This is a genomic window from Bauldia sp. (assembly GCF_965232525.1).
Classification (GTDB): Bacteria; Pseudomonadota; Alphaproteobacteria; order Rhizobiales; family Kaistiaceae; genus Bauldia.
On sequence record NZ_OZ246980.1, the window covers coordinates 3573348 to 3599800 of the forward strand.

The following is a 26453-nucleotide window of genomic DNA, read 5'->3' on the forward strand; positions in this document are numbered from 1 at the left end:
TGAGCCTACCCTGGATCGTATTGCCGCGCGGCTTCCGGGTCGGCCGGCTCACGCGGGACCTCCGCAAGCTCGGCCCATAGCGATTCTGGGATGTCCCACTCGGCCCATTCGATGGTTTGGTCGATACGCTCGGCCTTACTGACGCCGCAGATGGTCGTGGCGATCTCGGCGTTGCGCAACGAGAACTGAAGCGCCGCCGCGCCGGACGGCACGCCGTGGCGTTCGCAGACCGCCTCGACCCGGCGGATCGGCGCCAACGTCGCCTCGTTCGCCTCCTGATAGACATAGCGGGGCATCACCGTCGCGCCCTTGGCCAGCGCGCCGCCGGCGAAGGGTGCCGCATTGAAGACGCTGATGTTGCGCTGTCGTGCCAAATCCATCATCGGCTCGGCGTTTTTGCTGACGAGCGTGTACCGATTGTGGGTGATGAGCGCGTCGAAGTCCCAGTCGGTGAGGATCGGCATCATGATGTCGACCTTGCCTGCCGCCAGCCCCACGGCGTTGGCGAGCCCCTCTTCCTTCATCTTGAACAACTCCGGCAGTGCACCGCCGGGTCCTACGATCTCAGGAACCGATTCCGCGTGCTCCGGGTCATGAAGATGGAGGATCTGGACACGGTCGAGCCCCAGCGCCTCCAGAGTTTCCTCCAGCGAGCGCCGCGCCTGGGCAGCGTCGAAGCGGCCGGTCTCCATGTCCCGATCGAGCTTGGTGGATATCACCGCGCCGGGGGGAAGACCGCCATATTCGCGAATGACCTTGCCAATCCGGGTTTCGCTTCGCCCCATGCCGTAGTTGCGGCTAGTGTCGAGGAACTTGATCGGCCCGTCGAAGACGGCTCGTATGGTCGCGAGCGCCCGCTCTTCATCCACGCCGTATCCATACGTCTTCGGCATGTCACCGAGTCCAGAGGTCCCGAAGCAGATTGGCGGCACCCAGACGTCGGTTCCTCCGACCTGCGTCTTCCGATCAAGCAGCACGACAGTCATTGTCAAACCTCTTGGTTCTTGCATCCGTTCACGGGAGCGCGGGCTGGGCATTTTGCGTTTGCGCTCGCGACCCGGCTAGACAACGCGGAGCCAGCGCCTCCCCCCAGGTCGCGATCGACGCCGCCAAACTGCAATATGGCGCTGGCGACTGCAATACGGCGAGCGCAGAGCCGATGATATCGCCACGTTCGCCAGATTTGGTCGGGATGCGTCCCTGACTATCCATGCGGGATCGGGCCAAAGGTTCGATTGACCGACGATGGTTTCTTCGAAGGGGGATGGGCGCAAGCCGAGGAACCGGAGGCGCTCCGTCTTTCCGGCATCCACTTGGGTTCCGGAGCGTCATGGCGCTCGGGCCGGCTCACGCTGATCTCACCAAGTCATGCACGAGAATGCATCTGGGTTGCCGAAAGCAAGGAAGGTCTCTGGGCGGCAAACTTCCTGGCCCTGCTCGTCGCCGCGACACGACCCGAGGGTTTCGACATCTGGCGCGCCCGAGCAGGCATACGAACACTAACGCGTGGGCTCCGCGTCTACCGACGGATCGTCTTCGAGGGTGATGACATCGTCATCAAGCAATTTGCCAACGCCTTTGTCGAAGCAACCCCCACGGGGTTCAGCGAAACACAGCAGCGTCAGACGCCCGGATTTGCGGACTATGAGGGGTACATTGACTTTCTTCTCCAGGCCATGCGCGAGACCGTCGACAGCTTCGGCGGCGCCATGACCGTGTATCTTTCGCGCGGTTATGACTCACCAGGTTTGGCCGCACTGGCGAAGACGCGCTTCGACCGTGGCGATTGGGCAGCCCTTATGATCGGCCGATCCCCCGACGCTTGGCTGAGGAAGCCGGCGTCCCGAGAGAACTGTTCGGACAGAAGAAAAAGCTAACCACGACGCTCGCGTCAAACATCCACCAAATCGCACCGGTCCTGTTCGACCTCCAGCTCAAACGCTACAAGAGGTTCGTCGCAGATTGGCCGTTCAAACGTTGAATCGCGCGCGGTGCGCCGGCCTCACCAGGCGATCGAATCGCCGCCAAGTGCGGCCACCAGCTTCTCGTCCTGCTCGTAGACGTCGGCGCGGAAGTTCGGCACGCCCTGCTCGATCCAGGCGGTGAAATAGGTGATGTGGATCGGCAGTGGATCTTCCAGGCTCACGACCGTCCGCTTGCCGCTGCCGACCACCGCGTTGACCCGCGCAAGGTCCCAGCCCGCGAGACCGCCGTCGGTAAGCACCGGCGGCGCCAGCTCCAATGGCCGCGACAAGCGCACACAACCATGACTGAACGCCCGTTCGGCGCGGCTGAAAAGACTACGCGACGGCGTATCGTGCAGATAGACGTTGAACTCGTTCGGGAACATGTATTTGACCCGGCCGAGCGCATTGTTCGGCCCGGGCCGCTGGCGCAGTCGGAAGGGGAAGTTGCCCGGACCGTAGCGGTTCCAGTTGATCGAGGTGAGATTGTAGACCTGACCGTCGCTGACCGCCTCGAACCCTGCAGCCGCGCGCGCCGCCGGGTTCTTGCGCAGCTTCGGCAGCTCCTCTTTCAATGCGATGCTGCTTGGAACGTTCCAGTACGGATTGAACTCCAGGTATTTGATCGAGTCACTGAATACTGGTGTGCGGTGATAGGGCTTGCCGACGACCACCGCCATCTTCTCAACGATCTGACCGCCGCTGACCCGGGTCAGATCGAAGCCGGCGATATTGACCATCAGATGCTCGTTGCCGAGATTTGCTGGCATCCACCGCCAGCGCTCCATCGCGACAACAATGTCCTGAATACGCTCCTCGACCGGCACGTTGAGGGCGACGATCGTCGCCCGTCCGACCAGACCGTCGATCTCGAGCCCGTGCCGGCGCTGGAACGCCGTGACCACCGGGATCAGATCGTCGGTGTAGACCTCCTCCTCGCCGGGCGGCGCCTGCGGATTGGCGCCGTCGGTAACCGCCAGCCGGGCGCGAAGGGATCGCACCCGTGAGTCGTTCATCCCCGGCTTAAGCGTGTCGCCAAGCAGTATGGTCGGCCAGCCACCGGCCGCCGACAGAGCACGGTAGTCTGCGAGCACCACCCGCAGGGCTTCGTATTCCGGCGCCCGCGGCTGCCAGCTCAGGAAGAACACATCGAGATTGTCGGCGGCGGCGAGACCCTGCAACGCTGCGAGCTGATCGATTTCGCGCCTCTGCAGGAAAAAGTTGGGGTCAACCTTGCGTGGCAGAAAGCGACCGACCTGTAGGTCGGAGGCGTATTCAAGAAACGCCGCGGAAAAATGAAGCTCGATGATCGCCCGGCCGCGGTCGTCGGTGACCGGCACCGCGTCGCTGAGCTTGGCCAGTTGGTCGGTGGGATAGTCGGCCGGATCGAGTCCGTCGTCGGCCGCTGAGCGCAGCCAGGCGATGAACGCCGGCGCCCGCTCGGTGCCCATCCACAGCAGCACGCCATCTTGATCGTCATAGTAGGCGTTCAGCGCCTCCTGTCGCTGACGGACCGGCAGCGGCAGTGCCGCCTCGTTGGCGAGCAGGTCGGCGATGTTGAGCCGAATCGCGGCGAGATCCTGCGGGCTCAGCGAAGCTTGCGCCAGAGCCGGCGCGGCAACGAAAACCAGGAACAGCGCCGTCGCGCTGGTCCGGCCGATCATCGATAGGATGTGTCTCAAGGCGGCCCTTTTCCTTTCCTCAAGCCCGGTCGCCCTCAGTACATCGGCGGCGCATAGAGGATGCCGCCCCTGGTCCACAGCGCATTCACCCCGCGGCGGATCGCCAAAGGTGTGTCATCGCCAAGATTTCGGTCGAACACCTCACCGTAGTGGCCGACCTCGTTCAGAACCGTCGCCAGCCAGGCTTCGTTGAGGCCGAGCTTCATCGCCGCCGGCGCCCCGAGCGCGATCGCCTGATCGCGGCTTGCCCCATCGCCGCGGTCGGGATCGACCGAGGCCGCGGTCAGGCCCATCTCCTCGGCGTTGATCAATCCATAAAGCGTCCAGCGCACCAGCTCGGTCCATTGAGTGTCGCCCTCGCGGGTCACGGGCCCCAGCGGCTCCTTGGAGATCACCTCACGCAGGATCACATGATCGTCCGGCACGTCGAGCAGGGACCGTTCGGCGGCAAGCGCGGAACTATCCGCCGTGTAGGCATCGCACTCGCCCGCCGCATACGCGGCCCGTGCCTCGCTTCGATCGGCGAACGGCAGGAACGACACCTCGATGTTGTTGCTCGCGAAGTAGTTGGCCGCGTTGGCCTCGGTCGTCGTGCCGGTGACGAGGCAGATGCGCGCGCCGATCAACTCCAGGGCGCTGGTCATGCCGTCCAACGCCTGCACCAGGAAGCCCTGACCGTCGTAGTAGGCGATACCCGCGAAGTCGATGCCGAGATCGAGATCGCGCGACATGGTCCATGTGCTGTTTCGCGACAAGAGATCGATGTCGCCGGCGGTCAGGGCGTCGAAGCGGGCAGTTGCCGAGAGCGGCACGTAGTCGACCTTGTCCGCCTCGCCGAGTACGGCCGCTGCCACAGCGCGACAAAAATCAACGTCGAAGCCGCTCCATGCGCCCGCATCGTCGTGATCGGAGAAACCCGGCAAGCCCTCGCTGACGCCGCAGACCAGACGGTCGCGTTCGCGAACGTCGTCGAGGGTTGCTGCGGCCGCCACCGGGGAGGTCAGCAAGCCCGCGAACCCGGCCACCCCCAAAGCCAGCCCATACACACCCGACAGCTTCGACATAAGGCGGTTTCCCTGAACGCATCGCGGCGAATCCGGCGCCAAGGTTAGGCCGGCGAGGCCCATCCTGCCAAGCCCGGAAACGCTTTCGAGGCCTTGCCTTCAGCCGACGAGACGGCCGCGAACCGCCTTTTCGACTTCGAGCAGCACGAATAACGCGATGCCGGCGCCGACGACCACCAGACCATCGATGAGATCAAGCGCCTGGGTGTCGAAGATCGCCTGCATGAATGGCGCATAAGTGAAAGCGAACTGGGCGATCACGACGGCGCCAACGCCCATCATAACCGCCGGCGTACCGATGATGCCGCGGATCGAGAAGGAGGTCATGTAGAGGTAGCGGACCGAGAACAGATAGAAGACTTCCATGACCACGATCGTGTTGACGACCATGGTGCGCGCGGCCGCAAGGTCCAGCCCCCGGTCGAGGGCGTAGAAGAACACGCCGAACGACCCCACCACGAACAGCAGCGAGACGAGGACGACCTGCCAGATGAGAACGCCGGACAGGATCGGTTCGTCCGCCCGCCGCGGCGGCCGGGTCATGGCGCCCGGTTCGGTCGGCTCGAACGCCAGGGTCAAACCAAGGGCCACAACAGTGACCATGTTGATCCAGAGAATCTGGACGGGCGTCACCGGCAGCGAGAACCCGGCCAGGATCGCGAACAGGATGATGATGGCCTCGCCGCCACTAGTCGGCAGAGTCCAGGCGATCACCTTCTTTAGGTTGTCGTAAACAGTGCGCCCTTCCCGCACGGCGGCGACGATCGAGGCGAAATTGTCATCGAGCAGCACCATCTCCGCGGCTTCCTTGGCCGCTTCGGTTCCCTTCTGACCCATCGCGATACCGACATCGGCGCGCTTCAGCGCCGGCGCGTCGTTGACGCCGTCGCCGGTCATGGCCGCGATCGCCGCATCCGACTGTAATGCCTCGACGATGCTCAGTTTCTGCTCGGGGCTGGTGCGGGCGAACACCGCGGTCTCGTCGGCAACTTTCGGGAGGCTCCACGTGTCGACCGTCTCGAGCGCCTCGCCGGTCGTGACTTTCTCATGGTCGAGCAGGCCGAGTTGTCTGCCGATCGCTGCGGCGGTCGAGGCATGATCGCCGGTGATCATCTTGACCCCGATCCCGGCGGTCCGACACTCGTCAATCGCCGCTTTGGCATCCGGCCTGGGCGGGTCGATCATCCCGAGGGCGCCGAGGAAGACAACGCCCGAATTCAGGTCACTGAATTCGAGCTCGGTTTGGTTGTCGGCTAGCCGTTTCATCCCTACGGCCAGCACCCTTTGCCCGTCGTCGGCCATGGCGTCGACGGCGCGAAGCCATGCCGGCCGATCGATCGGCTCCGGACCGGCTTCGCCTTCCTGGTAGTCGCAAAGCGCCAGCAGGCGCTCCGGCGCGCCCTTGATGTAGGCGATTCGACCGCCGTCAGGCTCTTCGTTCAGGGTCGCCATGAACCGATGACGAGAATCGAATGGGATCTCGTCGAGCCGTGGATACGCCTGACGTGTCGAGCCTTGGTCCAGACCCGCCTTGGCCGCCAGCGACACCAGCGCGCCCTCCATCGGATCGCCGGCAACGATCCACTCGTCACCGGAACGACGGAGGTCGGCGTCATTGCACAGAACAGCCGCCCGTCCGACCATCTGCAGAAGCGAGTCTGCTCCTGCATCATGCGCGCCTTCGGCATCGCTGAACCCGCCCTCCGGGGCGTAGCCAACCCCCGACACCTGGATCGCCCCACCCGCTGTCACGACTGTGCGCACAGTCATCTCGTTGCGGGTCAGTGTCCCGGTCTTGTCAGTGCAGATCACGGAAACCGAGCCCAGCGTCTCGACCGCCGGCAGGCGCCTGATGATGGCGTTTCGCCGCGCCATCCGCTGTACGCCGATCGCCAGCGTGATGGTCATCACCGCTGGTAATCCTTCCGGAATGGCGGCCACGACGAGGCCGACCATCGCCATGAAGGCTTCGTCCATTGCGTAGCCTCGGACGAGGACGGCGAAGGCAAAGCCGGCCACTGCCACCGACAGGATGACGACGGTGAGCAGCCGTGCGAAGCGGTCCATCTGCCGGATCAGCGGTGTGGTCTGCGGTTCGAGGGTGTCGAGGAGGATACTGATCGTGCCGAGCTCGGTGGCCTGCCCGGTCGCCACAACGACACCGGCTGCCTGCCCCGCCACTACCAGCGTGCCGGAATAGGCCATCGACGTCCGGTCGCCCAGAACCGACGTCTCGGCAACCGGCTGGGTGCCTTTGTCGACCGGTAGGGACTCACCGGTCAGCGCCGCTTCCTCGATCCTGAGATGCCGCGCCTTGACCAGCCGCAGATCGGCCGGCAACCGGTCGCCGGCCTCCAGCAGCACGATGTCCCCTGTCACCAGCGTCTCCGCCGGCACCGTAAGCCGCCCACCATCCCGGAGCACCGAAGCCGCCGGCGTGATCATCTTGCGGATCGCATCGAGCGCCCGCTCAGCCCGACCCTCCTGTAGGTATCCGACGATGGCGTTGGCGATCACCACCGCGAGGATGACTGCGGCATCGATCCATTCGCCGAGCAGCGCCGAGACGACCGCCGCGGCGAGGAGCACGTAGATGAGCAGGTTGGCGAACTGGCTAACGAACCGGGCCAGCGCACCGCGTGGCCGGGCCTCCGGCAAGCGGTTCGGTCCATGGGTCGCTAGCCGCCGTTCAGCGTCCTGTGTTGAAAGGCCGCCCGGCCCGGTCGCGAATGCCTGATAGGCCACCTCCGCGGGCTCCGCGAACCATCGCTTCACGGGCGCAATTTGTTCACCAGCTTGGTCCATGGTCCAGACCGGTTGGCCACATGCTGGGCGACACATGTCGGCGAGTTAAGAACACCATCGCGAGGCCACTGCGCCTCGTCAAACGCCCCACAAGCCTTGGAATCCCTGCTTCGACCGGGCTGGCGTTGATATCGCTCAAACGCGCGCGCTTTGCCGGCCAACGGAAAAGGACTAGATACGGGCAGGCCCAAACGTCAGGCTGTTCGTTTGCCGCAGCGAGTTCCAATGAACCGACCAGAGATCGCCCACGAGATCGACCCGGAACATTTCCGCCGGGTGATGGGTCGGTTTGCGACCGGCGTCACCGTGATTACCGTCGCCGTCGACGGAGGCGGCGCTCAGGGGATGACCGCCAACGCATTCATGTCCGGTTCACTCGACCCGCCGCTGTGCGTAGTCTCGGTCGCCCGCCGCGCCCGTATGCATGGCCACCTGACTGCCGCTCGACGGTTTGCGATCAACATCCTGTCGGCAGATCAGGGCGACCTCGCCAACCACTTCGCCGGACGGAAGGTGCCGGGGCTCGAAGTTTCATTCGCCAACATCGACGACGTTCCGGTCCTGTCGACGTGTGCTGCCCGCATCGTCGCGGATCGCGATGTCCGTCACGATTGCGGCGATCACTCCCTGTTCGTCGGCCACATCCGCACGATGAAGACGACCGATCGATCGCCGCTCATCTACCATGCCGGCCACTACACTGCCCTCGCCGAGGAACAGGGTCCGGAAACGCCAATGCCCGAGTTCTGGTAGGTAAAGGTAAGGCACCTTACGGAGGATGATGATGTCGGACGATCGAGCAACCCCGGCAGCGCCAGATGAAGGCGCTGATGTCGCCACCGGAAAAACCATCGACGTCCGCTTCGATGGCAGTCGGTGCATCCACGCGCGGTTCTGCGTCCTCGGCGCGCCCGATGTTTTTCGCGCCAACACGCCGGGCAATTGGATCCATCCCGACGCGATGGGCACGGAGTCGCTTGTCCGCGTCGCCGAAGCCTGCCCCTCGGGCGCGATCACCTATCATCGAAAAGACGGCGGTGCCGACGAGCAGCCGCCGCCGGTCAACATCGTCAGTATTCGCGAGAACGGGCCGTACGCGTTTCACGCACCGCTGAAGATCGAGGGCAAGACGATCGGCTACCGCGCGACGCTCTGCCGCTGCGGCGACTCGAAGAACAAGCCTTTTTGCGACAACGCCCATGTCAAGGCCGGCTTCAAGGCAACCGGCGAGCCGGAAACCCGCAAGTCGAAGCCGTTGAAGGCGCGCGATGGCGGTCTGGAGATCGCCCCGCAGACCGACGGCCCTCTGGAAGTGACTGGCAATCTCGAAATCTGTTCCGGCACCGGCCGTACGATCAGTCGAACGACCAAGACTTGGCTTTGCCGCTGCGGCGAGTCACAGAACAAACCGTTCTGCGATGGCACCCATGAGAAGATAGGCTTCAAGTCGGACTGACCGGAGCAACACATTGGCCGCAAAAGCCCGGGCGCTCACCCGAAAATCGGCGCCCCCCGCCCCGCATGCCGGCAGGCGGCGGTCAGGGTGTTGGCCATTAGCATCGCAATCGTCATCGGTCCGACGCCGCCCGGAACCGGGGTGATCGCCCCCGCCACGGCCGCCGCTTCGGCATAGGCCACATCGCCAACGAGCCGGGTCTTGCCCTCGCCGCGCTCCGGCGCGGGGATGCGATTCATGCCGACGTCGATGACGGTCGCGCCCGGTTTGATCCAGTCGCCCCGCACCATTTCCGGCCGGCCGACCGCTGCGACGACGATGTCGGCGCCGCGCACAACGGCCGGCAGATCGCGGGTGCGCGAATGGGCGATGGTGACCGTGCAGTTCTCGGCAAGCAGGAGCTGGGCGATCGGCTTGCCGACAAGGTTCGAGCGGCCGATGACCACGGCCGACAGACCGGACAATGCCCCGTCCCATGCATCGCGCAGCAGGATCATGCAGCCCGCCGGCGTACAGGGAACCATGGCGCGGCGATCGCCGCTGGCGAGGCGTCCGACGTTGATCGGATGCAGGCCGTCGACGTCCTTCTCCGGGACGATCGCCTCGATCACGCGCTTCGCGTCGAGGTCGCCAGGTAACGGCAGTTGAACCAGAATGCTGTGAATGGCGGGATCGGCGTTGAGCTGCGCGATGAGGTCGAGGAGCGCCGCCTCGTCGGTGTCGGCGGCCAGCGTGTGTTGCGCCGAGTGGAAGCCAAGCTCCGTCGCCTTCTTCCCCTTGGAAGCCACATAGACCTGGCTCCCCGGATCGTCGCCGACGAGGACCGTTGCCAGCCCCGGCACCACACCGGTCTCGGCAGTGAGACGGCGTCCATCCTCCGCCACCTGCTCAACGACGCGCGCCGCAGTCGCCCGGCCGTCGACGCGTATTGCCTGCGGATCAGCGGAAGACGACGGTTCGTTCGCCATTGATGAGTACCCTGTGTTCGAGGTGGAATTTGACCGCCCGGGCGAGGACGGTCGCCTCGATGTCGCGTCCGATCGCGACATATTCCTGCGGCGACATCGAATGATCGACCCGTGCCACGTCCTGCTCAATGATCGGGCCGGCATCGAGGACCGGTGTGACGTAGTGCGCGGTCGCACCGATCAGCTTGACCCCACGGTCGTGTGCCCGATGGTAAGGCTTGGCGCCAACGAAGCTCGGCAGGAACGAGTGATGAATATTGATCGCTCGCCCCGCAAGCCCGTTGGCGAAATCCTCCGAGAGGATTTGCATGTAGCGAGCGAGCACGACCAGATCGATCCGCTCGCTCGCGATCACGTCGGCGAGTTCCGTCTCCTGCGCCGCCTTGGTCTCCGGCGACACAGGGTGATGGAGGAACGGCACGCCCTCCGATTCGGCGCGCTTGCGCAGAGTTTCGTGGTTGGACGCCACCGCGACCAATTCCATCGGAAGCTGACCGATCGCGTTGCGATAAAGCAGATCGTTGAGGCAGTGGCCGAATTTTGACACGAGGATCAGGACCCGCGGCTTCACCGCCAGGTCGTGCACCTGCCAATCGAAATCGTAGGCCGTCGCCACAGGACGAAAGCCATTTGAGAAGCTTTCGGCGGAGACCGATGCCGGTGCCGAAAACGATACACGCATGAAGAAGCGCTCGGCATCCGGATCGCCGTATTGAGCGCTCTCGACGATGTTGCAATCCTGCGAGGCGATGCTGTTCGCCACCGCAGCCACGATCCCCCGCCGGTCTTGGCAGGAAAGCGTGAGAACGAAACGCGCCGGTTCGGCGGGCATGGACAACAACCTTCGGAGAGCGTGACTTCCAAGCGGGCAAGCGCCGCGACAAGTAGACGCCTAGCCACCGGACTGCAACAGCCTGCGGCGTCGCAGCCATTGCCCGCTGTCCCCTGTGCCGAACGTCTTGATTCACCGTTGGAAACGAGGCGTCCGTGTGCTACCCGATCGGCCCTGTCCGGGGGCCTCTAAATGGCGAGCAAACGCAAACCCGCCACCAAAACGGCGATCGCCTTTATCGCCGCCGACACCGATGAAGCCAGGAGTGCGCGACAGCGACTCGCCAAACGGTATGGCGATGTTGCCACCGACGATGCCGAAGTGATCGTCGCCCTGGGCGGCGATGGCTTCATGCTTCAGACGCTTCACACGTTCATGAACACCGGTAAGCCGATCTACGGCATGAACTGCGGCTCCGTCGGTTTCCTGATGAACGAGTTCAAGGCGACCGGCTTGCGCAGCCGCATCGCCGCGGCCGAGACGACCGCCGTGCGGCCGCTGGCAATGGAAGCGACCGACGACCGGGGCCGGACCCACCGAGCGTTCGCCATCAACGAAGTGTCTCTGCTGCGGCAGTCTTTCCAGGCCGCGAAGCTGCGGATCAGCATCGACGGCAAGGTGCGGATGGACGAACTGATCTGCGACGGCGTCCTGGTGGCTACGCCCGCCGGGAGCACTGCCTACAATCTCTCGGCCCATGGGCCGATCCTGCCGATTTACGCGCCGCTGCTGGCGATCACCCCGATCAGCGCTTTCCGACCCCGCACCTGGCGCGGCGCGCTCATCCCACAGACGGCCAAGATTCGGATCGACGTGCGGGAGGCCGAGAAGCGCCCAGTCAATGCGGTGGCCGACAACGTGGAGTTCAAGTCGGTTCGCAAGGTCACCATCAGGCAGCAGGACGATTCACAGAGCCTGATGCTGTTCGACCCGGACCACTCGTGGGACGAACGCATCCTGGCCGAACAGTTTCGCTACTGAGTTCGAGGCGAACGCGACACCTCAACCCCGCATCAAAACCACATCCTCTGAAACAGCCGATCCCGTAGCGCAAGCTGATGATAGAGCGCTACACCGACATGGCCCGGCTGTTCGCGCATGGATTGCAGCGAAGGATCGCCCCGCTCGGTCTCGCCCCGGCGCAGTTCATGACTCTGCTGGTGCTATGGGCGGAAGACGGTCTCACACAGAAGGAGCTGATCAACCGCCTCGATATCGAACAGGCGACGATGGCGAATACGCTGAACCGGATGGAACGCGACGGGCTTATCCGCCTGAAGCCGCATCCCAACGACGCCCGTTCCCAGCAGGTCTGGCTCAGGGCGCTCCGCAAGCCCGCGACTGAGGCAGCCGAGGCGCAGAATCAGGCGGCGCTATCGACGCTATCGGAAGCCGAGCAGACCGAGTTCATCGCCCTGATGACAAGGGTGATCGCCACCATGCGTGCACAGCGCTAGGCGCGGTGCTTAGTCCGCCTTCGGCTGCCAGGTTGTAACGATGTCATCAAGGTCTGGGCGGGGACGGTCGGAAGGCCGTGCGCTCGGTGTCCCGACATGAATGAACCCGACGAACCGCTCGCCAGGTTTGAGGCCGAGGACATGGCCGGCGGTACCGTCGAAAGCGATCCATTCAGTCAGCCAATGGGCGCCAAAGCCGAGGGCGTGGGCGCCCAGCACCGTCAGCATCGCTGCATTGCCGGCGGAGAGAAGCTGCTCAAATTCGGGAATCTTGGGATGAGGCGCGGCGGTACTGACCACACCGATCACCACCGGGGCGCGGGTGAACCGTCCCCGCTCCTCCTCAAGCCGCTCCGGATCGACATCTGGTTCCCGACTGGCAACAAGATGCGCGATCGCCTCGCCGGCCGCCTGTCGCTTATCGCCCTGGTAGACGATGAACCGCCACGGCGCGAGCTTGCCGTGGTCAGGAACGCGGGATCCGATGGTAAGGATATCGCGGAGCTGATCGGCGTCCGGGCCCGGCGCCTCCAGGAACGGGGTCGTGACCGACCGCCGGGTTTTCAGGAATTCGACGACGTCCATTTGGTCCCACAGACGTAACGGAGAAAAGGATGCGGCGCCGATCGTTGGCGCCACACCCGCATCGATCTAGGTCTTGGCCAGCGCCTGTTCCAGATCGGCGATGATGTCGCCGACGTCTTCGATGCCGACCGAGAGACGCACCACGTCCGGTCCGGCACCGGCCGCTTTGCGCTGCTCCTCGCTCAGCTGGCTGTGGGTGGTCGACCAAGGATGGATAATCAGGCTACGGGTGTCGCCGATGTTGGCAAGGTGGGAGAACAGCTCCACCGAGGACACCAGCTTGACACCGGCCTCGCTGCCGCCTTCGATACCGAAGGTCAGCACCGCACCCGCCCCTTTCGGACAGTAGCGTTCTGCGAGCGCGTGGTGGCGGTCGCCCGGCAGTCCGGCGTAGCTCACCCAAGTCACTTTCGGATGGGCGGCAAGGAAGCTGGCCACCGCCTTGGCGTTGTCGGAGTGCTTCTGCATCCGGAGCGGCAGGGTCTCGGCGCCGGTAAGGATCAGGAACGAGTTGAACGGCGAGATCGCCGGCCCGAGGTCGCGCAGGCCGAGGGCTCGGCAGGCGATAGCGAAGGCGAAGTTCCCAAAAGTCTCGCCGAGCACCATGTTGTTGTATTCGGGCCGCGGCTCGGACAACATCGGATACCGGCCCGAGGCCATCCAATCGAACGTGCCGCAGTCAACGATCATGCCGCCGATCGAGTTGCCGTGGCCGCCGATGAACTTGGTCATAGAGTGAACGACGATGTCGGCGCCGAAGTCGATCGGTTTGCAGAGGTAGGGCGTCGCAAGCGTGTTGTCGACGATCAGCGGCACGCCGGCCCGCTTGGCGATCGCAGCGACTGCCTCGATGTCGGTGACAATACCGCCGGGATTGGCGATCGACTCGATGAAAATCGCCTTGGTCTTCGGTGAGATGGCCGCTTCGAACGAACTGATGTCGTCGATCTCGGCCCACTTCACGTTCCAGCCAAAGCTCTTGAAGGAATGGTTGAACTGGTTGATCGAGCCGCCATAGAGCTGGCGGGCAGACACGAACTCGTCGCCGGGCATCATCAGCGAATGGAGCACAACCACCTGCGCAGCGTGGCCAGAGGCCACCGCCAGCCCGGCAGTGCCGCCTTCGAGCGCTGCCATCCGCTCCTCGAGCACCGCGCTGGTCGGATTCATGATGCGAGTGTAGATGTTGCCGAACGCCTGCAGCCCGAACAATGAGGCGGCATGCTCGACATCGTTGAAGACGTAGCTGGTGGTCTGATAGATCGGCGTCGCACGGGCGCTAGTGGTCGGATCCGGCTTGGCGCCGGCATGGACCGCCAGCGTGTCAAAACCGGGAACGCGGTCTTCGCTCATATTGAATTGCCCTCCGTCAAAATGAACTGGGCCTCTTGGCCCGTTGGAATGCGCGTTCCTAGCCGGGAACGCTCGCGATGCCAAACACCTTCCTGCCGATGGCGGAAGGAACCGAGAAAAAAAATGCCTCACCGGTCTCGAAGCGGCCGATTGCCGTCCGACTGCACAATCGCCTTGTATTGCGTTGATCTATCCGATGACCTGATCGTCCGGTGAACCAGCAACACGACCGCGAAACCGACGGCCAGTATCAAATGCACCACGGGCGCGCCTATGGCTTGTGACAGGTACCCGGCCAAGCTTTGGGGATCATGGTTGTTCTATGCCCTTCCTTGGAGGCGATTAGGCCTGGCTGTCGAACCGGCGGACGCTGGCGAAGACATAACCGAGGCGGGTTCCTGGACGCACGGTCCTGATCCCTAAATCAATCGCGAGGAACGGTGATCAGATTGATTTTGTCTTCGCCTCAAATCTCAGCTTTTGCAGAATAATTCAATTTTTATATCATGTGGTCAGAGGTCTTTATTCTTGCAATGGCAATGCAAAGCAGCCTCCCTGCAATCACCGACCATCGAAGAGATCGATTCAAGTTTCACAGCAGTCTTCTCTTAGTGTGTTCTGAACCATCGTCTTATAGTGTCGTCTGAACCATCATCAACACTATAGGGCAGAAGGGGCGACATTGCACAGCCTTACGCGCGACCGCGAGCCATTTCAAACCGAGTCGGCCCGTCTCATTCCATTTGCGATGGTATTATAATACCTCTATTCTATCACTCTGATCTCATTGGCTTTTTGCTGAATAAATCGCTTGACGTGAGGTGTCGGAGCCCTTAGATGCAACGCCGAGACGCGCTCAGTGGCGCGACCGGATTTCGCTCAAACGGACGAAACGCGCATGAAGACCTACTCCGCCAAGCCCGCGGACGTCGAGAAGAAGTGGGTGGTGATCGATGCCGAGAACGCGGTCGTCGGCCGCCTCGCGGCGATCGTCGCCCGGCGTCTACGCGGCAAACATCTGCCGACGTTCACCCCCCACGTCGACTGCGGCGATAATGTCATTGTCGTCAATGCCGACCGGATCGTGCTCACCGGCAACAAGCGCGACGACAAGACCTACTACTGGCACACGGGCCATCCGGGCGGCGTCAAGCAGCGCACCGCCAAGCAGATCCTCGAGGGCAAGTTCCCCGAGCGGGTGGTGGAGAAAGCGGTGCAGCGGATGATGCCGAAAGGCCCCCTCGCCCGTCGCCAACTCAAGAACTTGCGGGTCTACGCCGGCCCCGCGCATCCGCACGAGGCCCAGCAGCCCGAGACCATCGACATTGGCGCGTTGCACGCGCGTAACGTGAGGACCGCCTGACCATGGCAGCCGATCTCCAGTCCCTCCAGGATCTCGCGCCTGAGGTCGCCGAACCGGCAGCGCCGGTTCACGTCCAGAAGCTCGACGCCCACGGCCGTGCCTATGCCACCGGTAAGCGCAAGGACGCGGTCGCCCGCGTCTGGCTCTCGCCTGGTGCCGGCCGCATCATCGTCAACGACAAGGACTTCACCGAGTTTTTCGCCCGGCCGGTGCTGCAGATGATCGTGCAGCAGCCAGTGGTCGCGGCCAACCGCAACGGCCAGTACGACATCAAGGCGACCGTCTCCGGCGGCGGTCTGTCCGGCCAGGCGGGCGCGCTCCGCCACGGCATCTCCAAGGCACTCACCTACTACGAGCCGGAGCTGCGCGGCCTGCTCAAGAAGGGCGGCTACCTCACCCGCGACGCCCGCGTCGTGGAGCGAAAGAAGTACGGCAAGCGGAAGGCCCGCCGGTCGTTCCAGTTCTCCAAGCGCTAAGCCGCTCTGGACTGGAAATCAAAGGGGCGGGCCTCGGGCCACGCCCCTTTTTCGTTGCGTGCTTGTGTTCTTAGGTAGGTCAGCAGGGCTGAGGTCATGCAGCCGGAGAAGACGGTGACATGTTCAGCGTGACAAGAGTGGTCGGCGCCTGGTCGAAACGGCGGCATCGGCGGCTTGGTTTCGTCGGGGTCGGGGCGCAGAAGTGCGGCACGACGACCCTGCACGACCTACTGGCACTTCATCCGGAGATCGAAGTCCCGCGGCGGAAGGAACTGCACTACTTCCGTCGGGATGCCCGCTTCGACGCCGACTATCGGCCCCGCAGCGGCAGCTACAGCGGCCTCCACCGGCATTTCTATTTCGACCGCGCCGTCGCGGGTGAAATCACGCCGTTATATCTCTATTGGCGGCCGTCGCTTGAACGCATTCACGCCTACAATCCCGACATCAAGATCATCGTCCTTCTGAGGAATCCGGTGAAGCGAGCCTACTCCCAATGGGGCCACTACGTTCGCAAGAGCACCTGGCGGAAGCACCGGCACAAAACAATCAAGCCGTTCAGGAACTGGGTGAAACGCGAGGCGCGTGACACTGCCCGCGATCCGAATTATCAGCGGGTGCGCCGCTCGCTGATCGGGCGCAGCCTTTACGCTGGTCAGATCAAGCGGGTGATATCCTTGTTCACGCCGGAGCAGGTGATGTTCGTCAAGTCGGAAACGTTCTTCGCTGATCAGGCCGGCGTGACCGATGACGTCTGTCGTTTCCTTGGCGTGGCCCCGCTGTCGTCCGTGGCCGAGTTGACGCCCGTACACGAGAACGTCGGAACGATCGCGCCGATCTCCCCAGCAGACTGGGACATCGCTTATAAACACCTGGCCGACGACATCGCCCGCGTCGAGGACGCCCTCGGCTGGGATTGCGCCGACTGGCGTCTCCCGCCGCATGCCGCACCGGTGGCCGAAGACCGGGTGCCCGAACCGGTGCCGACATCATGAGTAACCGAGTCCACCCCCGGCCGACCGACAACGCCTTCCTTGGCGACGCCATGGGCGGCAGTCACGAGCCGACCTACAGCGGCGCGCTATCGTTTATGCGGCGGCGCTACGCTCGCGCCCTCGATGGCGTCGACGTCGCGGTGTGGGGGATCCCCTTCGACACCGCCACCTCGAACCGGCCTGGCTGCCGCTTCGGCCCGCAGGCGATCCGGCGGGCTTCGGCGATCTTCGACGGCGACCCACAATATCCCTTCGGCATCGATCCGTTCGCGACGCTGAAGGTGGTCGACTATGGCGATTGCGCTTTCGACTACGGCCGCCCGGCCGAGGCGCCGGCGACGATCGCCGCCCTCGCCAACGCCATCGTCGACACCCGCACCTGGCTGCTATCGCTGGGCGGCGACCACTTCGTCACTTATCCGCTGCTCCAGGCCCACGCGGCGAAATACGGACCCTTGGCGCTGATCCAATTCGACGCCCATCAGGACACCTGGTCCGACGATGGCGCCCGCATCGACCACGGCACCTTTATCGGCCGCGCCGTCCGCGAGGGCCTGATCGATCCGGCCCGTAGTATCCAGGTCGGCATCCGCACGATCGCACCGGAAACGTGCGGTATCGATATCGTTCATGCCGGCGACATCGACATGCTGGGCGCATCCGGCGTGCTCGAACGGGTCAAGCAACGGGTCGGTACCGGGCCCGCCTATTGCACCTTCGATATCGACTGCCTCGACCCGGCCTTCGCGCCCGGCACGGGAACGCCGGTCGCGGGTGGCCTGTCGAGCCGGGAGGCGCTCGCCATCCTGCGCGGTTTCAACGCCATCGGCATCGATATGGTCGGCGCTGATGTCGTCGAGGTCGCCCCGCCTTACGATCATGCCGACATCACCGCGATCGCCGGCGCGACCGTCGCAATGTTCTATCTCGGCCTGCTCGCCGAGCGACGACGACGTTGACCGGCGCGGGTCCGCGCTTGGCCGCCCGCCGCGAAAATCACCCCCCGGACTTGAACCTGACCGCGCGCTGAGTCACAGCAACCCGCGCGGACGTAAGAAGGACTACAACGATGGCAGAAACATACAGAATCGGTGTGCTTGGCGCATCCGGCTACACCGGCGCCGATCTCGTCCGCCTCGCGATCGCCCATCCCGCGATGGAGATCACCGTGCTGACCGCTAATAGCCACGCCGGCCATCCGATGGCCGAGGTGTTTCCGCACTTCGCCTTTGTCGATCTACCCGACCTCGCCACGGTCGAGGACGCCGACTGGTCGTCGGTCGACGTCGCCGTCTGTGGCCTGCCGCACGGCACCGCCCAGGCGATCACCAAGGCGGTGCTCGACAGCCACCCACAGATCAAGTTTGTCGACATGTCGGCCGATTTCCGCTTCCGCGACCCGGCCGTTTATGCCGCCACCTACGGCAAGCCGCATCAAGCGCCGGAACTTCAGGGCGAAGCGGTCTACGGTCTGACCGAGCATTATCGCGATGCGATCAGGGACGCCCGGCTGGTCGCCTGCCCCGGCTGCTACCCGACCGCTGCGCTGCTGGCGCTGCTGCCGATCACCGCCGCTGGACTGATCAACGCCACCGACATCGTCATCGATGCCAAGTCCGGTGTTTCCGGTGCCGGCCGAGCGGCGAAGCAGGCCACCCTGTTCAGCGAGGTCGGCGAAGGTCTGTCGCCTTATGCGGTCGGCACCCACCGCCACGCGCCGGAGATCGAGCAGGAGATATCGAAGGTGGCCAGCCGGCCGGTGACCATCAACTTCACCCCGCACCTCATCCCGATGAGCCGCGGTGAACTGTGCACCGCCTATCTCAAGCTCGCCGGCGGCGCGACGGTCGACGACGTCCGCGCGACCCTCGCCGCCGCTTACCGGGACGAACGCTTCGTCCACGTCGCTCCGGAAGGCGTCCTGCCCAAGACCCAGAACGTGCGCGGTTCGAACTATTGCCAGATAGGTGTCTTCGCCGATCGGGTGCCCGGCCGGGTCATCGTCATTGCGGTGATCGACAATCTGGTGAAGGGCTCGGCAGGCCAGGCGGTTCAGAACTTCAACCTGATGGTCGGCCTCGACGAGGCAACCGGCCTGATGCAGCAGCCGCTGTTTCCCTGAGCCGCGCGGTATCACGGGCAAGCGCTGGGCGCTTCCGCTGCGGCCGAATGGCGGCGGCCGGAGCACCAGTGTTTGCTTGTGCCCCGCTTGAAAGCGACGAACTCGATCCATTCCAAACAGGACTCGTAGTAGGAAGCTAATCTACTGAAGGCGCGAGAGCCGGGCTGCCGTGACTTCTGCCGAAGCGGCCCTAGATGTCAACGCAAGGGGCGACAATGGAAGTTTTCACACTCATTCTGCCGGTCTTCGGCATCATGGTCACCGGCTACGTCGTTGCGCGGCTTGGCATCCTGCCGGAGACCACGGGCGCGGTTCTCATCCAGTTTGTCTACTACGTTGCGATTCCGGCGCTGCTATTCGTGGTCATCGCCCAGGAGGACCTCCGCAATCTGTTCAATCCCCCCTTCGTCGTGGCCTTTGGCGCGAGTGTTGTCGGCGTCTTTGTGCTGGTTCTCCTGGGCGCCCTGGTCTGGCGCGGGACCGGGCTGGCGTCGGCAACGATGGTCGCGACGATCAGCGTCGGATCGAACACCGCCATCATCGGCTTGCCACTGCTCCATTCGCTGTTTGGGCACAAAGCGTTGCTGCTAGCGGCGATCGCCAGCATTATCGTCGTTCTGCTGTTTCTTGTTCAGGTTCTTCTGCTGGAGTTCGCCGAGCTGGAAGCTCCCGACAACAAGCAGTCGCTTCTGATCCATGTCAGAAATACCCTGTTGAATCCGATCATCCTGTCGACGGTTCTCGGCGTCGCCTATGCGGTCGCGCCCATCGACCTCCCGAAGATCGTGGCCGACTATATGGACCTGCTCGGATCGGCGCTGACCCCGTGCGCCCTGTTCGCCATCGGCATGTCGATCAATCCGCGCGCCGTCCTGAAAAGCGAAGGCGCTGTCGCGTTCGCGTCAATCGTTAAGCTTGTTCTGCTGCCGGTCCTTGTCCTCGGCGTTGCCTGGGTCATGAACCTGGATCCGCTGCTGGCAGTCGCAGCGGTCATCGCGGCCGCCTTGCCGACCGCCAAGAGCGAATTCATCTTTGCCGAGCAGTACCACCAGTCTGAAGACCTCGTGGCCGGCACGATCTCTCTGACGACCGCGGCTTCGGTCATCACGCTGATCGTATGGCTCTTTATCCTCTCGCACCTCTATCCGGGCGCATTCGTGCTGCAATGAGCTTGACCCAGGCGCTGCCGACCAATGCGACGAACACCTCTAGCTCGCCTAATCGCAACACCTAACGCCGATCACCAGCACGTTGGGGCTGGCCTCGTCTCGCCCTACTGAAACGCCGTCTCGGTGAAGCTGCGCAATTTCCGTGAATGGAGCCGGTCCGGGTCCATAGCGCGCAGTTTTTCCATCGCCCGGATGCCAATCTCCAGGTGCTGGTTAACCTGGCGGCGATAAAAGTCCGAGGCCATGCCCGGCAGCTTCAGTTCCCCATGCAGCGGCTTGTCGGAGACGCAGAGCAGCGTCCCGTACGGCACACGGAAGCGGAAGCCGTTCGCCGCTGCGGTCGCCGACTCCATATCGAGGGCGATCGCCCGTGACTGCGAGAAGCGCTGCACCGGCTCCCGGTGATCGCGAAGCTCCCAGTTCCGGTTGTCGATGGTTGCGACGGTGCCGGTGCGCATGATCCGTTTGAGTTCGTAGCCGGACAGGCCGGTGATCTCCTCGACCGCGTCCTCGATTGCCACCTGGACCTCGGCGAGCGGCGGAATCGGCACCCAGGTCGGCAGGTCGGCGTCGAGCACGTGATCTTCCCGCACATAGCCGTGAGCGAGCACATAGTCGCCCAACGCCTGCGTGTTGCGCAGGCCCGCGCAGTGGCCGAGCATCAGCCAGGCATGCGGCCGCAGCACAGCGATATGGTCGGTGATCGTCTTGGCGTTGGACGGCCCGACGCCGATGTTCACCATCGTCAGCCCCATATGGTCAGACTTGGTCAGATGGTAGGCGGGCATCTGGGGCAGTCGCCGCGGCGCAGTTCCGGCGGATGGTTCGGTTTCGCCGGCATGGGTGATCACGTTGCCCGGTTCGACGAAGCTCGCATACTCCTCGCCACCCGCCGCCATCAGTCGCCGGGATCGTGCCACGAACTCGTCGATGTAGAACTGGTAGTTGGTGAAGATCACGAAGTTCTGGACATGCTCCGGCCTGGTCGCGGTGTAGTGCGGCAACCGATGAAGCGAGTAGTCGACCCGTGATGCGGTGAACGGCGCCAACGGCAGCGGCTTACCCGGCATCGACTCGTAGGTGCCGTTGACGATCGCGTCGTCCATCACCGCGAGGTCTGGCACGTCAAAGATGTCGCGCAGCGGTGTGTTGATGCGATCGGCCGCCCGTCCCTCGACATGGACTTCGTCGCGGAAGGCGAAATGCAACGGGATCGCCTCGCCGGACGAACCGATTTCCAATTGGACACTGTGATTGCGCAACAGAAGGCGAAGCTGCTCGATCAGGTAGCCGCGGAAGAGATCGGGCCGGGTGACGGTCGTCGCATAAACGCCGGGGCCGGCCACATGACCATACGACAGCCGCGAGTCGATCTGGGCGAAGGTCGAGGTCTCGATGAGGACTTCCGGGTAAGTCGCGCGCACGCGGCCGGGCAAGTGGCCGACTTCGAGCAGTTTGGCGAATTGCTCGCGCAGGAAGGCCGTGTGCTGGTCGTAAATCAGCGCGAGGCGGTCAACCGCCGCCTCGGCGTCGTCAAAGCGTTCTCGGGGAATACGCTCCGGGAAAATCATTGATGGAGAGGATGTTGTCATGCGCCGCACCTGTGTGAGGTGCGCCGCACTGTCCTTCACGACCCGCCGCCGGTCAAGCGGCGGCGGGTGAGCGTCCCGCGGCGAACCGCCGCTCAGGTTTCCAGCGTTGCGTCAAGCGTGACGTCGGGAACCGAGCGTAGTGCGTAAGACACCGGGCAGTTGATCTTGGTTTGCTCGGCGATCTCCATGAACTTCGACGGCTCAACCCCGGGCACCTTCGCCGCCGTAGTCAACTCGATTTTATTGATTTCAAATCCGCCGCCATCGCGTGGATTGAGGTGCACCTTGGCGGTCGTACGAACGTACTCCGGCGAAAACCCTGCCCCGCCGAGATCGGCGGCCAGCGCCATCGAGTAGCAGCCGGCGTGCGCCGCTCCGATCAGTTCCTCCGGATTTGTCCCACCGCCGTCCTCAAAGCGTGAGGCGAACGAATACCGCCCCTCGAACGCCTGACTGCCGAGGCGCATATGCCCCTCGCCATCCTTTAGGGTACCTTTCCATTCTGCATCGCTGGTTCTGATCGCCACGGTCGTCCCTCCTTGTTCAAGCATCGGCGTTCAACGCCCCCCGATGTGCGGTGCTCGTCCGACAAAGGCAAGAGGCAATTGACGACCTTTGCGGCCGTCCGGCAAAGCCGGTACAGCTTGCCCGACTTCGGTATCCGGGGAATCGGCCGTGCAGATTGCGACTTGGAACATCAACGGCGCCCGCGCGCGCCTCGACGGCGCGTTGAGGTGGCTGCGCGAGGCGGCACCAGACATCGCCTGCTTTCAGGAGATCAAGAGCGACGACGCTACCTTTCCCCGCGAACCGTTCGAGGACCTCGGCTACAACGTTGAGACCCACGGCCAGAAAGGGTTCAACGGGGTCGCGATTCTGTCGAAGCTGCCGATCGACGAGATATCGCGCGGCCTGCCCGGCGATGACGACGATACCCAGGCCCGCTTCATCGAGGCGGTGTTTTCCGTTGGCGAGCGCGCGATCCGTGTCGTGTCGCTCTATCTGCCCAACGGCAACCCGGTCGGTTCGGACAAGTACGCCTACAAATTCGCCTGGATGGACCGCTTCGAGGCGTATGCCAAGCAGCGGCTCGCCGCCGAGGAGACGTTCGTGCTTGCCGGCGACTACAATGTCATCCCCGAGCCCGAGGACGCTCGCCACCCGGAAAACTGGACCCGGGACGCCCTGTTTCAGCCCGAGACGCGGCGTCGGTTCAGACGCCTGCTCAACCTCGGCCTCACTGACGCCTTCCGCGCCTGCACGTCGGAAGGTGGCTACTACTCCTTCTGGGACTACCAGGCCGGCGCCTGGCAGCGGAACAACGGCATCCGCATCGACCACCAGCTGCTTTCGCCATTAGCCGCCGACCGTCTCGCCTCGGCGCGAATCGACAAGCACACCCGCGGCTGGGACAAGCCCTCGGACCATGTCCCGGTCGTCATTGAACTGGACCTTTGACATGCCGACGGACGACATCTCACTCCACCGCTTCACGGCGATGGACAAAGCGCCGGACACGTCGGGCTACATCCGCGCGTTGGAAGCCTTCGACGCGATTCCGCAACTCCAGGAGCTGAAAGCGATAGAGCGTCGAGAGGTAAGCCCCGGAAACAAACTCCTCGACGTCGGTTGCGGCTTCGGCCTCGAAACCCTCCGCCTCGCCCGACTCGTCGAACCGGGCGGAACCGTCACGGGGATCGACAAGAGCGCTGACTTTGTCGCCGAAGCCGTCAGGCGCGCGGCGTCGGAAAACCTCTCTGTAAGCTTTGAAGTCGGGGAGGCTGAGCAACTCCCCTACCCCGACGCAACGTTCGATCACGTGCGCGCCGAGCGCCTCCTCATCTACCTCAAGGATTATGCCAAGGCGGTCGGCGAGATGAAGCGGGCCACCAAGGCCGGCGGCCGGATCGCTATCATCGAACCGGATTTTTCGACTAATACAATAAACCTTGCCGATCGGCCCGTCGTACGAAAAGCGCTGGCCCATGAAGCCGATACCGCGGTGGTCGAAGGTTTTCTACCGGGACCGCTCCTGGAGACTCTGAGAGACCTTGGGCTTTCGGACATCCGCGTCAATACCCGCGTCCTTATCTACCCGCCAGATCTGGCGGCGACTTACTTTGCCGGAGTCGGCCGTCACGCCGCTGAAGCCGGCGTGCTGACCGCCGCCGAAGGCGTGACCTGGACCCGCGATATCGCGACGTTGCACGCCGCCGACCGCCTCTTCGGCACGATCGGCTACTTCCTCTTCACCGCTCGGGTTTGAGGCACCCACTCCGCCGACAAAAAGCGACCAACAGCGAACTCTTTCGGTGTGCCGGCGTGTCTAAGCAATGAGACCAACGCCAGAAAGGATCGTGTCATGACTCTCGACTACACCACCGCCCTCGTCATCGGCGGCAGCCGCGGCACCGGCCGCCAAATTGCCAAAAGACTTGCCGAGCACGGCGTTCGCACCGTTGTCGTGGCCAGGAACCAGAAAGACCTCGATGATCTGAAGCGCGAGGTCCCGGCCATTGACGTCGTCGCCGCCGACGCGACCACCGATGGCACGGCGGAACGCCTCTTGGCGGAAGTCAAACCCGACCTCCTGGTTCTGGCTGGTGGCCACATGCCGAAGATGGCGGCGCTGTCCGAGTTGACCTGGGACGAGTTCAGCCGAACGTGGAACGTGGACACCCGGATCGCCTTCGCCTTCGTCAAGGCGGCGTTACAAGCGCCGATGCCGAAGGGCAGCACGATCGTCTCCTTCGCCAGCGGCGCCGCGCTCGGGGGATCGCCGCTCTCCGGCGGTTATGCCGGCGCCAAGCGCATGCAACATTTTGTGTCCAACTATGGCGCTTGGGAAGCCGATCAGCGCGACCTCGGCCTCGCCTTCTACACGATCTATCCGAAGCAGTTCATCGCCGGGACGCAGATCGCCGAAAATGGCGCGGGAGCCTATGGCGCTGCCAGATCGATCTCGGCCGAGGAGTTCATGAAGACTTGGGACACACCGTTGACGCCAGGGCGGATCGGTGACGAAGTGATTGGCCTACTGGCCACCCGTGGCGATCCGGGCGCATACGGCATCACCGGAAGCGCGATGGAGAAGATGGCCTGACATGCCGATCGAGGCGCACGACGATAATTCACTGGCGGGGCTGGAGACGGCCCTGCCAGCTCTCCGCCCCGAGCTGCACCGCTACTGCGCCAGGATGACCGGGTCGGTGATCGACGGCGAAGACGTGCTTCAAGACACGCTGCTCGCCGCATCGCGAGCGATCCGCCAGGGCACGGTTGTCGACGACTTGCGCCCGTGGCTATTTCGTATCGCCCACAACACCGCGCTCAACCATCATCGGTCCCGTAAAAGCGATGGCGCCATGAAGGACGACTTCCGCCGGCAGCCACAATCGTTCATCGAGATGCCGACCCGCAGCGACGTCGCAGACGCCTTGCGCCCCTACCTCAGACTGACGCCAAAGCAGCGCAGTACGGTCATCTTGCGGGACGTGCTTGGCTATTCTGCCGCCGAAGTCGCGACACTGACCGAGAGCTCCGTCGACTCGGTGAAGTCGGCCCTCCACCGCGGCCGGAGCCTGTTGAAGGAAGAGCGAGCCGAGGACGACACACGCCACGAACCGCTCTCACCGCAAGAGAAAGAACGGCTTGCCGTCTACGCCGCGCACTTCAACGCTCACGATTTCGACCGTCTGCGTGAGATGCTCTCGGCCGAAGTTCGTCTCGAGCTGGTCGACCGTGACCGGCGGACGGGACGCGAAAGGGTCGGCGGTTACTACAAGAACTATAGCAAACAGACCGACTGGCTGATGGCGCCGGGCAGCGTCGAGGGCCGGCCGGCGATCCTCGCCTTCGATCGCGACGATCCAGGTGGACCGCCAAGTTACTTCGTGCTCCTCACCTTCGATGAGGGCGCCGTCCTAACCATCCGCGACTTCCGCTATGCACGGTATGTCATGACGGACGCGACATGGGAGCGCGACTAGGACGTGTAACGGTAGCCACCCTCGACTCATCGACTAGTCTACGCGACCGCGTCATATTGGCGTGCCAATCGTTGGTGGGCATTGAATTGCGAAAGAGCACAAGAGGGAAAGGAGCCACTCATGCGAACTGTCGCCAAGTTTTTTCTGGCTTTCGCGGCCCTTGGGTTCTTGGTTGTAGGGACCGGGGGAGCCCAGGCAAGCTGCTCCAACGTTAACGCCAGCAGCCCCGATCTGACCTGGCTTTGCAAGACAGACGGCGAATGCATCTGGGATCACGGCCTTGAGGACAAGCATCGGCAGTGGATTGGGATCGTTTGCGCCAATCCCGATCTTCCTAATCCGGAGAAATTGTCGTGCGGGGGCGGTCACGACATCGATTGCTACGTTAAGGATCAGGCATACGAACACAGCGGCTTCAAAGGATTCAAATGCAAGTGCTGCAACAATGAAAAAAAATCAAGACGTACAGAAACGTACACTTGGAGATGACTTGCCTCCCGTGACGTCGCCTTTATGCGAATCGGATCGCTTCTTGCTGGCACGCCGATAGTACGATCTCGGAGAAAGGCTGGTCCGTGGCG

At 63.6% G+C, this 26453-nt stretch carries 26 protein-coding genes; 16 read left to right on the forward strand and 10 right to left on the reverse strand.

The annotated features are described in order from the left end of the window. Positions 1 to 5 precede the first annotated feature (5 nt). A complete protein-coding gene (locus ACO076_RS16970) occupies positions 6 to 986 on the reverse strand; it encodes an aldo/keto reductase (protein WP_421724001.1) in 981 nt (326 codons plus the stop codon). Positions 987 to 1235: 249 nt separating this feature from the next. On the opposite strand from ACO076_RS16970, the gene ACO076_RS16975 reads away from it, so the two are divergent. Next, positions 1236 to 1877 carry a hypothetical protein gene (locus ACO076_RS16975; RefSeq protein ID WP_421724002.1) on the forward strand — a complete coding sequence of 214 codons (642 nt, stop codon included), beginning with the start codon at positions 1236 to 1238 and terminating at the stop codon, positions 1875 to 1877. 125 nt (positions 1878 to 2002) lie between these two features. On the opposite strand, the gene ACO076_RS16980 is transcribed toward ACO076_RS16975, so the two are convergent. From ACO076_RS16980 to ACO076_RS16990, 3 genes are all read right to left on the reverse strand, one after another. After that, positions 2003 to 3646 (reverse strand): L,D-transpeptidase family protein, encoded by a 1644-nt coding sequence (locus ACO076_RS16980; protein WP_421724003.1) that lies wholly within the window; start codon positions 3644 to 3646, stop codon positions 2003 to 2005. A gap of 35 nt (positions 3647 to 3681) precedes the next feature. Then, a complete protein-coding gene (locus ACO076_RS16985; protein WP_421724004.1) occupies positions 3682 to 4710 on the reverse strand; it encodes an amino acid ABC transporter substrate-binding protein in 1029 nt (342 codons plus the stop codon). A 99-nt stretch (positions 4711 to 4809) separates the two neighbouring features. Beyond that, positions 4810 to 7515: a cation-transporting P-type ATPase gene (locus ACO076_RS16990; RefSeq protein ID WP_421724005.1), complete on the reverse strand. Its 2706-nt coding sequence runs from the start codon at positions 7513 to 7515 to the stop codon at positions 4810 to 4812. A gap of 225 nt (positions 7516 to 7740) precedes the next feature. Here ACO076_RS16990 and ACO076_RS16995 point away from each other — a divergent pair, with 225 nt between their 5' ends. Next, on the forward strand, positions 7741 to 8268 hold the full coding sequence (locus tag ACO076_RS16995) for a flavin reductase family protein (RefSeq protein WP_421724006.1): 528 nt from the start codon (positions 7741 to 7743) through the stop codon (positions 8266 to 8268). Positions 8269 to 8299: 31 nt separating this feature from the next. After that, positions 8300 to 8971 (forward strand): CDGSH iron-sulfur domain-containing protein, encoded by a 672-nt coding sequence (locus ACO076_RS17000; protein WP_421724007.1) that lies wholly within the window; start codon positions 8300 to 8302, stop codon positions 8969 to 8971. Between the two features lie 35 nt (positions 8972 to 9006). On the opposite strand, the gene folD is transcribed toward ACO076_RS17000, so the two are convergent. Together folD and purU are read right to left on the reverse strand one after the other, a co-directional pair. Continuing rightward, positions 9007 to 9939 carry a bifunctional methylenetetrahydrofolate dehydrogenase/methenyltetrahydrofolate cyclohydrolase FolD gene (gene folD, locus ACO076_RS17005; protein ID WP_421724008.1) on the reverse strand — a complete coding sequence of 311 codons (933 nt, stop codon included), beginning with the start codon at positions 9937 to 9939 and terminating at the stop codon, positions 9007 to 9009. Beyond that, positions 9911 to 10771, reverse strand: a complete 861-nt coding sequence (gene purU / locus ACO076_RS17010; RefSeq protein WP_421724009.1) for a formyltetrahydrofolate deformylase — start codon at positions 10769 to 10771, stop codon at positions 9911 to 9913. The genes folD and purU overlap by 29 nt, the downstream gene beginning before the upstream one ends. A 192-nt stretch (positions 10772 to 10963) precedes the next feature. On the opposite strand from purU, the gene ACO076_RS17015 reads away from it, so the two are divergent. Continuing rightward, a complete protein-coding gene (locus ACO076_RS17015) occupies positions 10964 to 11752 on the forward strand; it encodes an NAD kinase (RefSeq protein ID WP_421724010.1) in 789 nt (262 codons plus the stop codon). A 77-nt stretch (positions 11753 to 11829) separates the two neighbouring features. After that, the gene (locus ACO076_RS17020; protein WP_421724011.1) at positions 11830 to 12228 is read left to right on the forward strand and encodes a MarR family winged helix-turn-helix transcriptional regulator; all 399 of its coding nucleotides are present in this window, start codon (positions 11830 to 11832) and stop codon (positions 12226 to 12228) included. A 9-nt stretch (positions 12229 to 12237) separates the two neighbouring features. Here the strand turns inward: ACO076_RS17020 and ACO076_RS17025 are convergent, their stop codons facing one another. After that, the gene (locus ACO076_RS17025; protein ID WP_421724012.1) at positions 12238 to 12813 is read right to left on the reverse strand and encodes a nitroreductase family protein; all 576 of its coding nucleotides are present in this window, start codon (positions 12811 to 12813) and stop codon (positions 12238 to 12240) included. A 66-nt stretch (positions 12814 to 12879) separates the two neighbouring features. Beyond that, the gene (locus ACO076_RS17030; protein WP_421724013.1) at positions 12880 to 14166 is read right to left on the reverse strand and encodes an O-acetylhomoserine aminocarboxypropyltransferase; all 1287 of its coding nucleotides are present in this window, start codon (positions 14164 to 14166) and stop codon (positions 12880 to 12882) included. 898 nt (positions 14167 to 15064) lie between these two features. Between ACO076_RS17030 and rplM the strand changes: the two genes are divergently transcribed. The 6 genes from rplM to ACO076_RS17060 all read left to right on the forward strand — a co-directional run bounded on the left by rplM (position 15065) and on the right by ACO076_RS17060 (position 20291). Further along, complete coding sequence (gene rplM / locus ACO076_RS17035; RefSeq protein WP_421726761.1) at positions 15065 to 15529, forward strand: 50S ribosomal protein L13; 465 nt, start codon at positions 15065 to 15067, stop codon at positions 15527 to 15529. A 2-nt stretch (positions 15530 to 15531) separates the two neighbouring features. Beyond that, positions 15532 to 16005 (forward strand): 30S ribosomal protein S9, encoded by a 474-nt coding sequence (rpsI, locus tag ACO076_RS17040; protein ID WP_421724014.1) that lies wholly within the window; start codon positions 15532 to 15534, stop codon positions 16003 to 16005. Between the two features lie 119 nt (positions 16006 to 16124). Then, positions 16125 to 17000, forward strand: coding sequence for a sulfotransferase family protein (locus ACO076_RS17045; RefSeq protein ID WP_421724015.1), 876 nt, complete (start codon positions 16125 to 16127; stop codon positions 16998 to 17000). After that, positions 16997 to 17959 (forward strand): agmatinase, encoded by a 963-nt coding sequence (gene speB, locus ACO076_RS17050; RefSeq protein WP_421724016.1) that lies wholly within the window; start codon positions 16997 to 16999, stop codon positions 17957 to 17959. The genes ACO076_RS17045 and speB overlap by 4 nt, the downstream gene beginning before the upstream one ends. A gap of 110 nt (positions 17960 to 18069) precedes the next feature. Next, on the forward strand, positions 18070 to 19122 hold the full coding sequence (argC, locus tag ACO076_RS17055; RefSeq protein ID WP_421724017.1) for an N-acetyl-gamma-glutamyl-phosphate reductase: 1053 nt from the start codon (positions 18070 to 18072) through the stop codon (positions 19120 to 19122). Between the two features lie 215 nt (positions 19123 to 19337). Continuing rightward, entirely contained in the window at positions 19338 to 20291 is a 954-nt protein-coding gene (locus ACO076_RS17060; protein ID WP_421724018.1) for an AEC family transporter, read from the forward strand. A 104-nt stretch (positions 20292 to 20395) separates the two neighbouring features. Here the strand turns inward: ACO076_RS17060 and ACO076_RS17065 are convergent, their stop codons facing one another. Beyond that, positions 20396 to 21883, reverse strand: coding sequence for an AMP nucleosidase (locus ACO076_RS17065; protein ID WP_421724019.1), 1488 nt, complete (start codon positions 21881 to 21883; stop codon positions 20396 to 20398). A gap of 92 nt (positions 21884 to 21975) precedes the next feature. Beyond that, the gene (locus tag ACO076_RS17070) at positions 21976 to 22410 is read right to left on the reverse strand and encodes an OsmC family protein (RefSeq protein ID WP_421724020.1); all 435 of its coding nucleotides are present in this window, start codon (positions 22408 to 22410) and stop codon (positions 21976 to 21978) included. Between the two features lie 148 nt (positions 22411 to 22558). Between ACO076_RS17070 and xth the strand changes: the two genes are divergently transcribed. From xth to ACO076_RS17095, 5 genes are all read left to right on the forward strand, one after another. Then, entirely contained in the window at positions 22559 to 23341 is a 783-nt protein-coding gene (gene xth, locus ACO076_RS17075; protein WP_421724021.1) for an exodeoxyribonuclease III, read from the forward strand. A gap of 1 nt (position 23342) precedes the next feature. Continuing rightward, on the forward strand, positions 23343 to 24149 hold the full coding sequence (locus ACO076_RS17080) for a methyltransferase domain-containing protein (protein WP_421724022.1): 807 nt from the start codon (positions 23343 to 23345) through the stop codon (positions 24147 to 24149). A gap of 96 nt (positions 24150 to 24245) precedes the next feature. After that, entirely contained in the window at positions 24246 to 24986 is a 741-nt protein-coding gene (locus tag ACO076_RS17085) for an SDR family NAD(P)-dependent oxidoreductase (protein WP_421724023.1), read from the forward strand. A 1-nt stretch (position 24987) separates the two neighbouring features. Continuing rightward, positions 24988 to 25872, forward strand: a complete 885-nt coding sequence (locus tag ACO076_RS17090) for a sigma-70 family RNA polymerase sigma factor (protein ID WP_421724024.1) — start codon at positions 24988 to 24990, stop codon at positions 25870 to 25872. A 120-nt stretch (positions 25873 to 25992) separates the two neighbouring features. Continuing rightward, the gene (locus ACO076_RS17095; protein ID WP_421724025.1) at positions 25993 to 26361 is read left to right on the forward strand and encodes a hypothetical protein; all 369 of its coding nucleotides are present in this window, start codon (positions 25993 to 25995) and stop codon (positions 26359 to 26361) included. Positions 26362 to 26453: the final 92 nt, after the last annotated feature.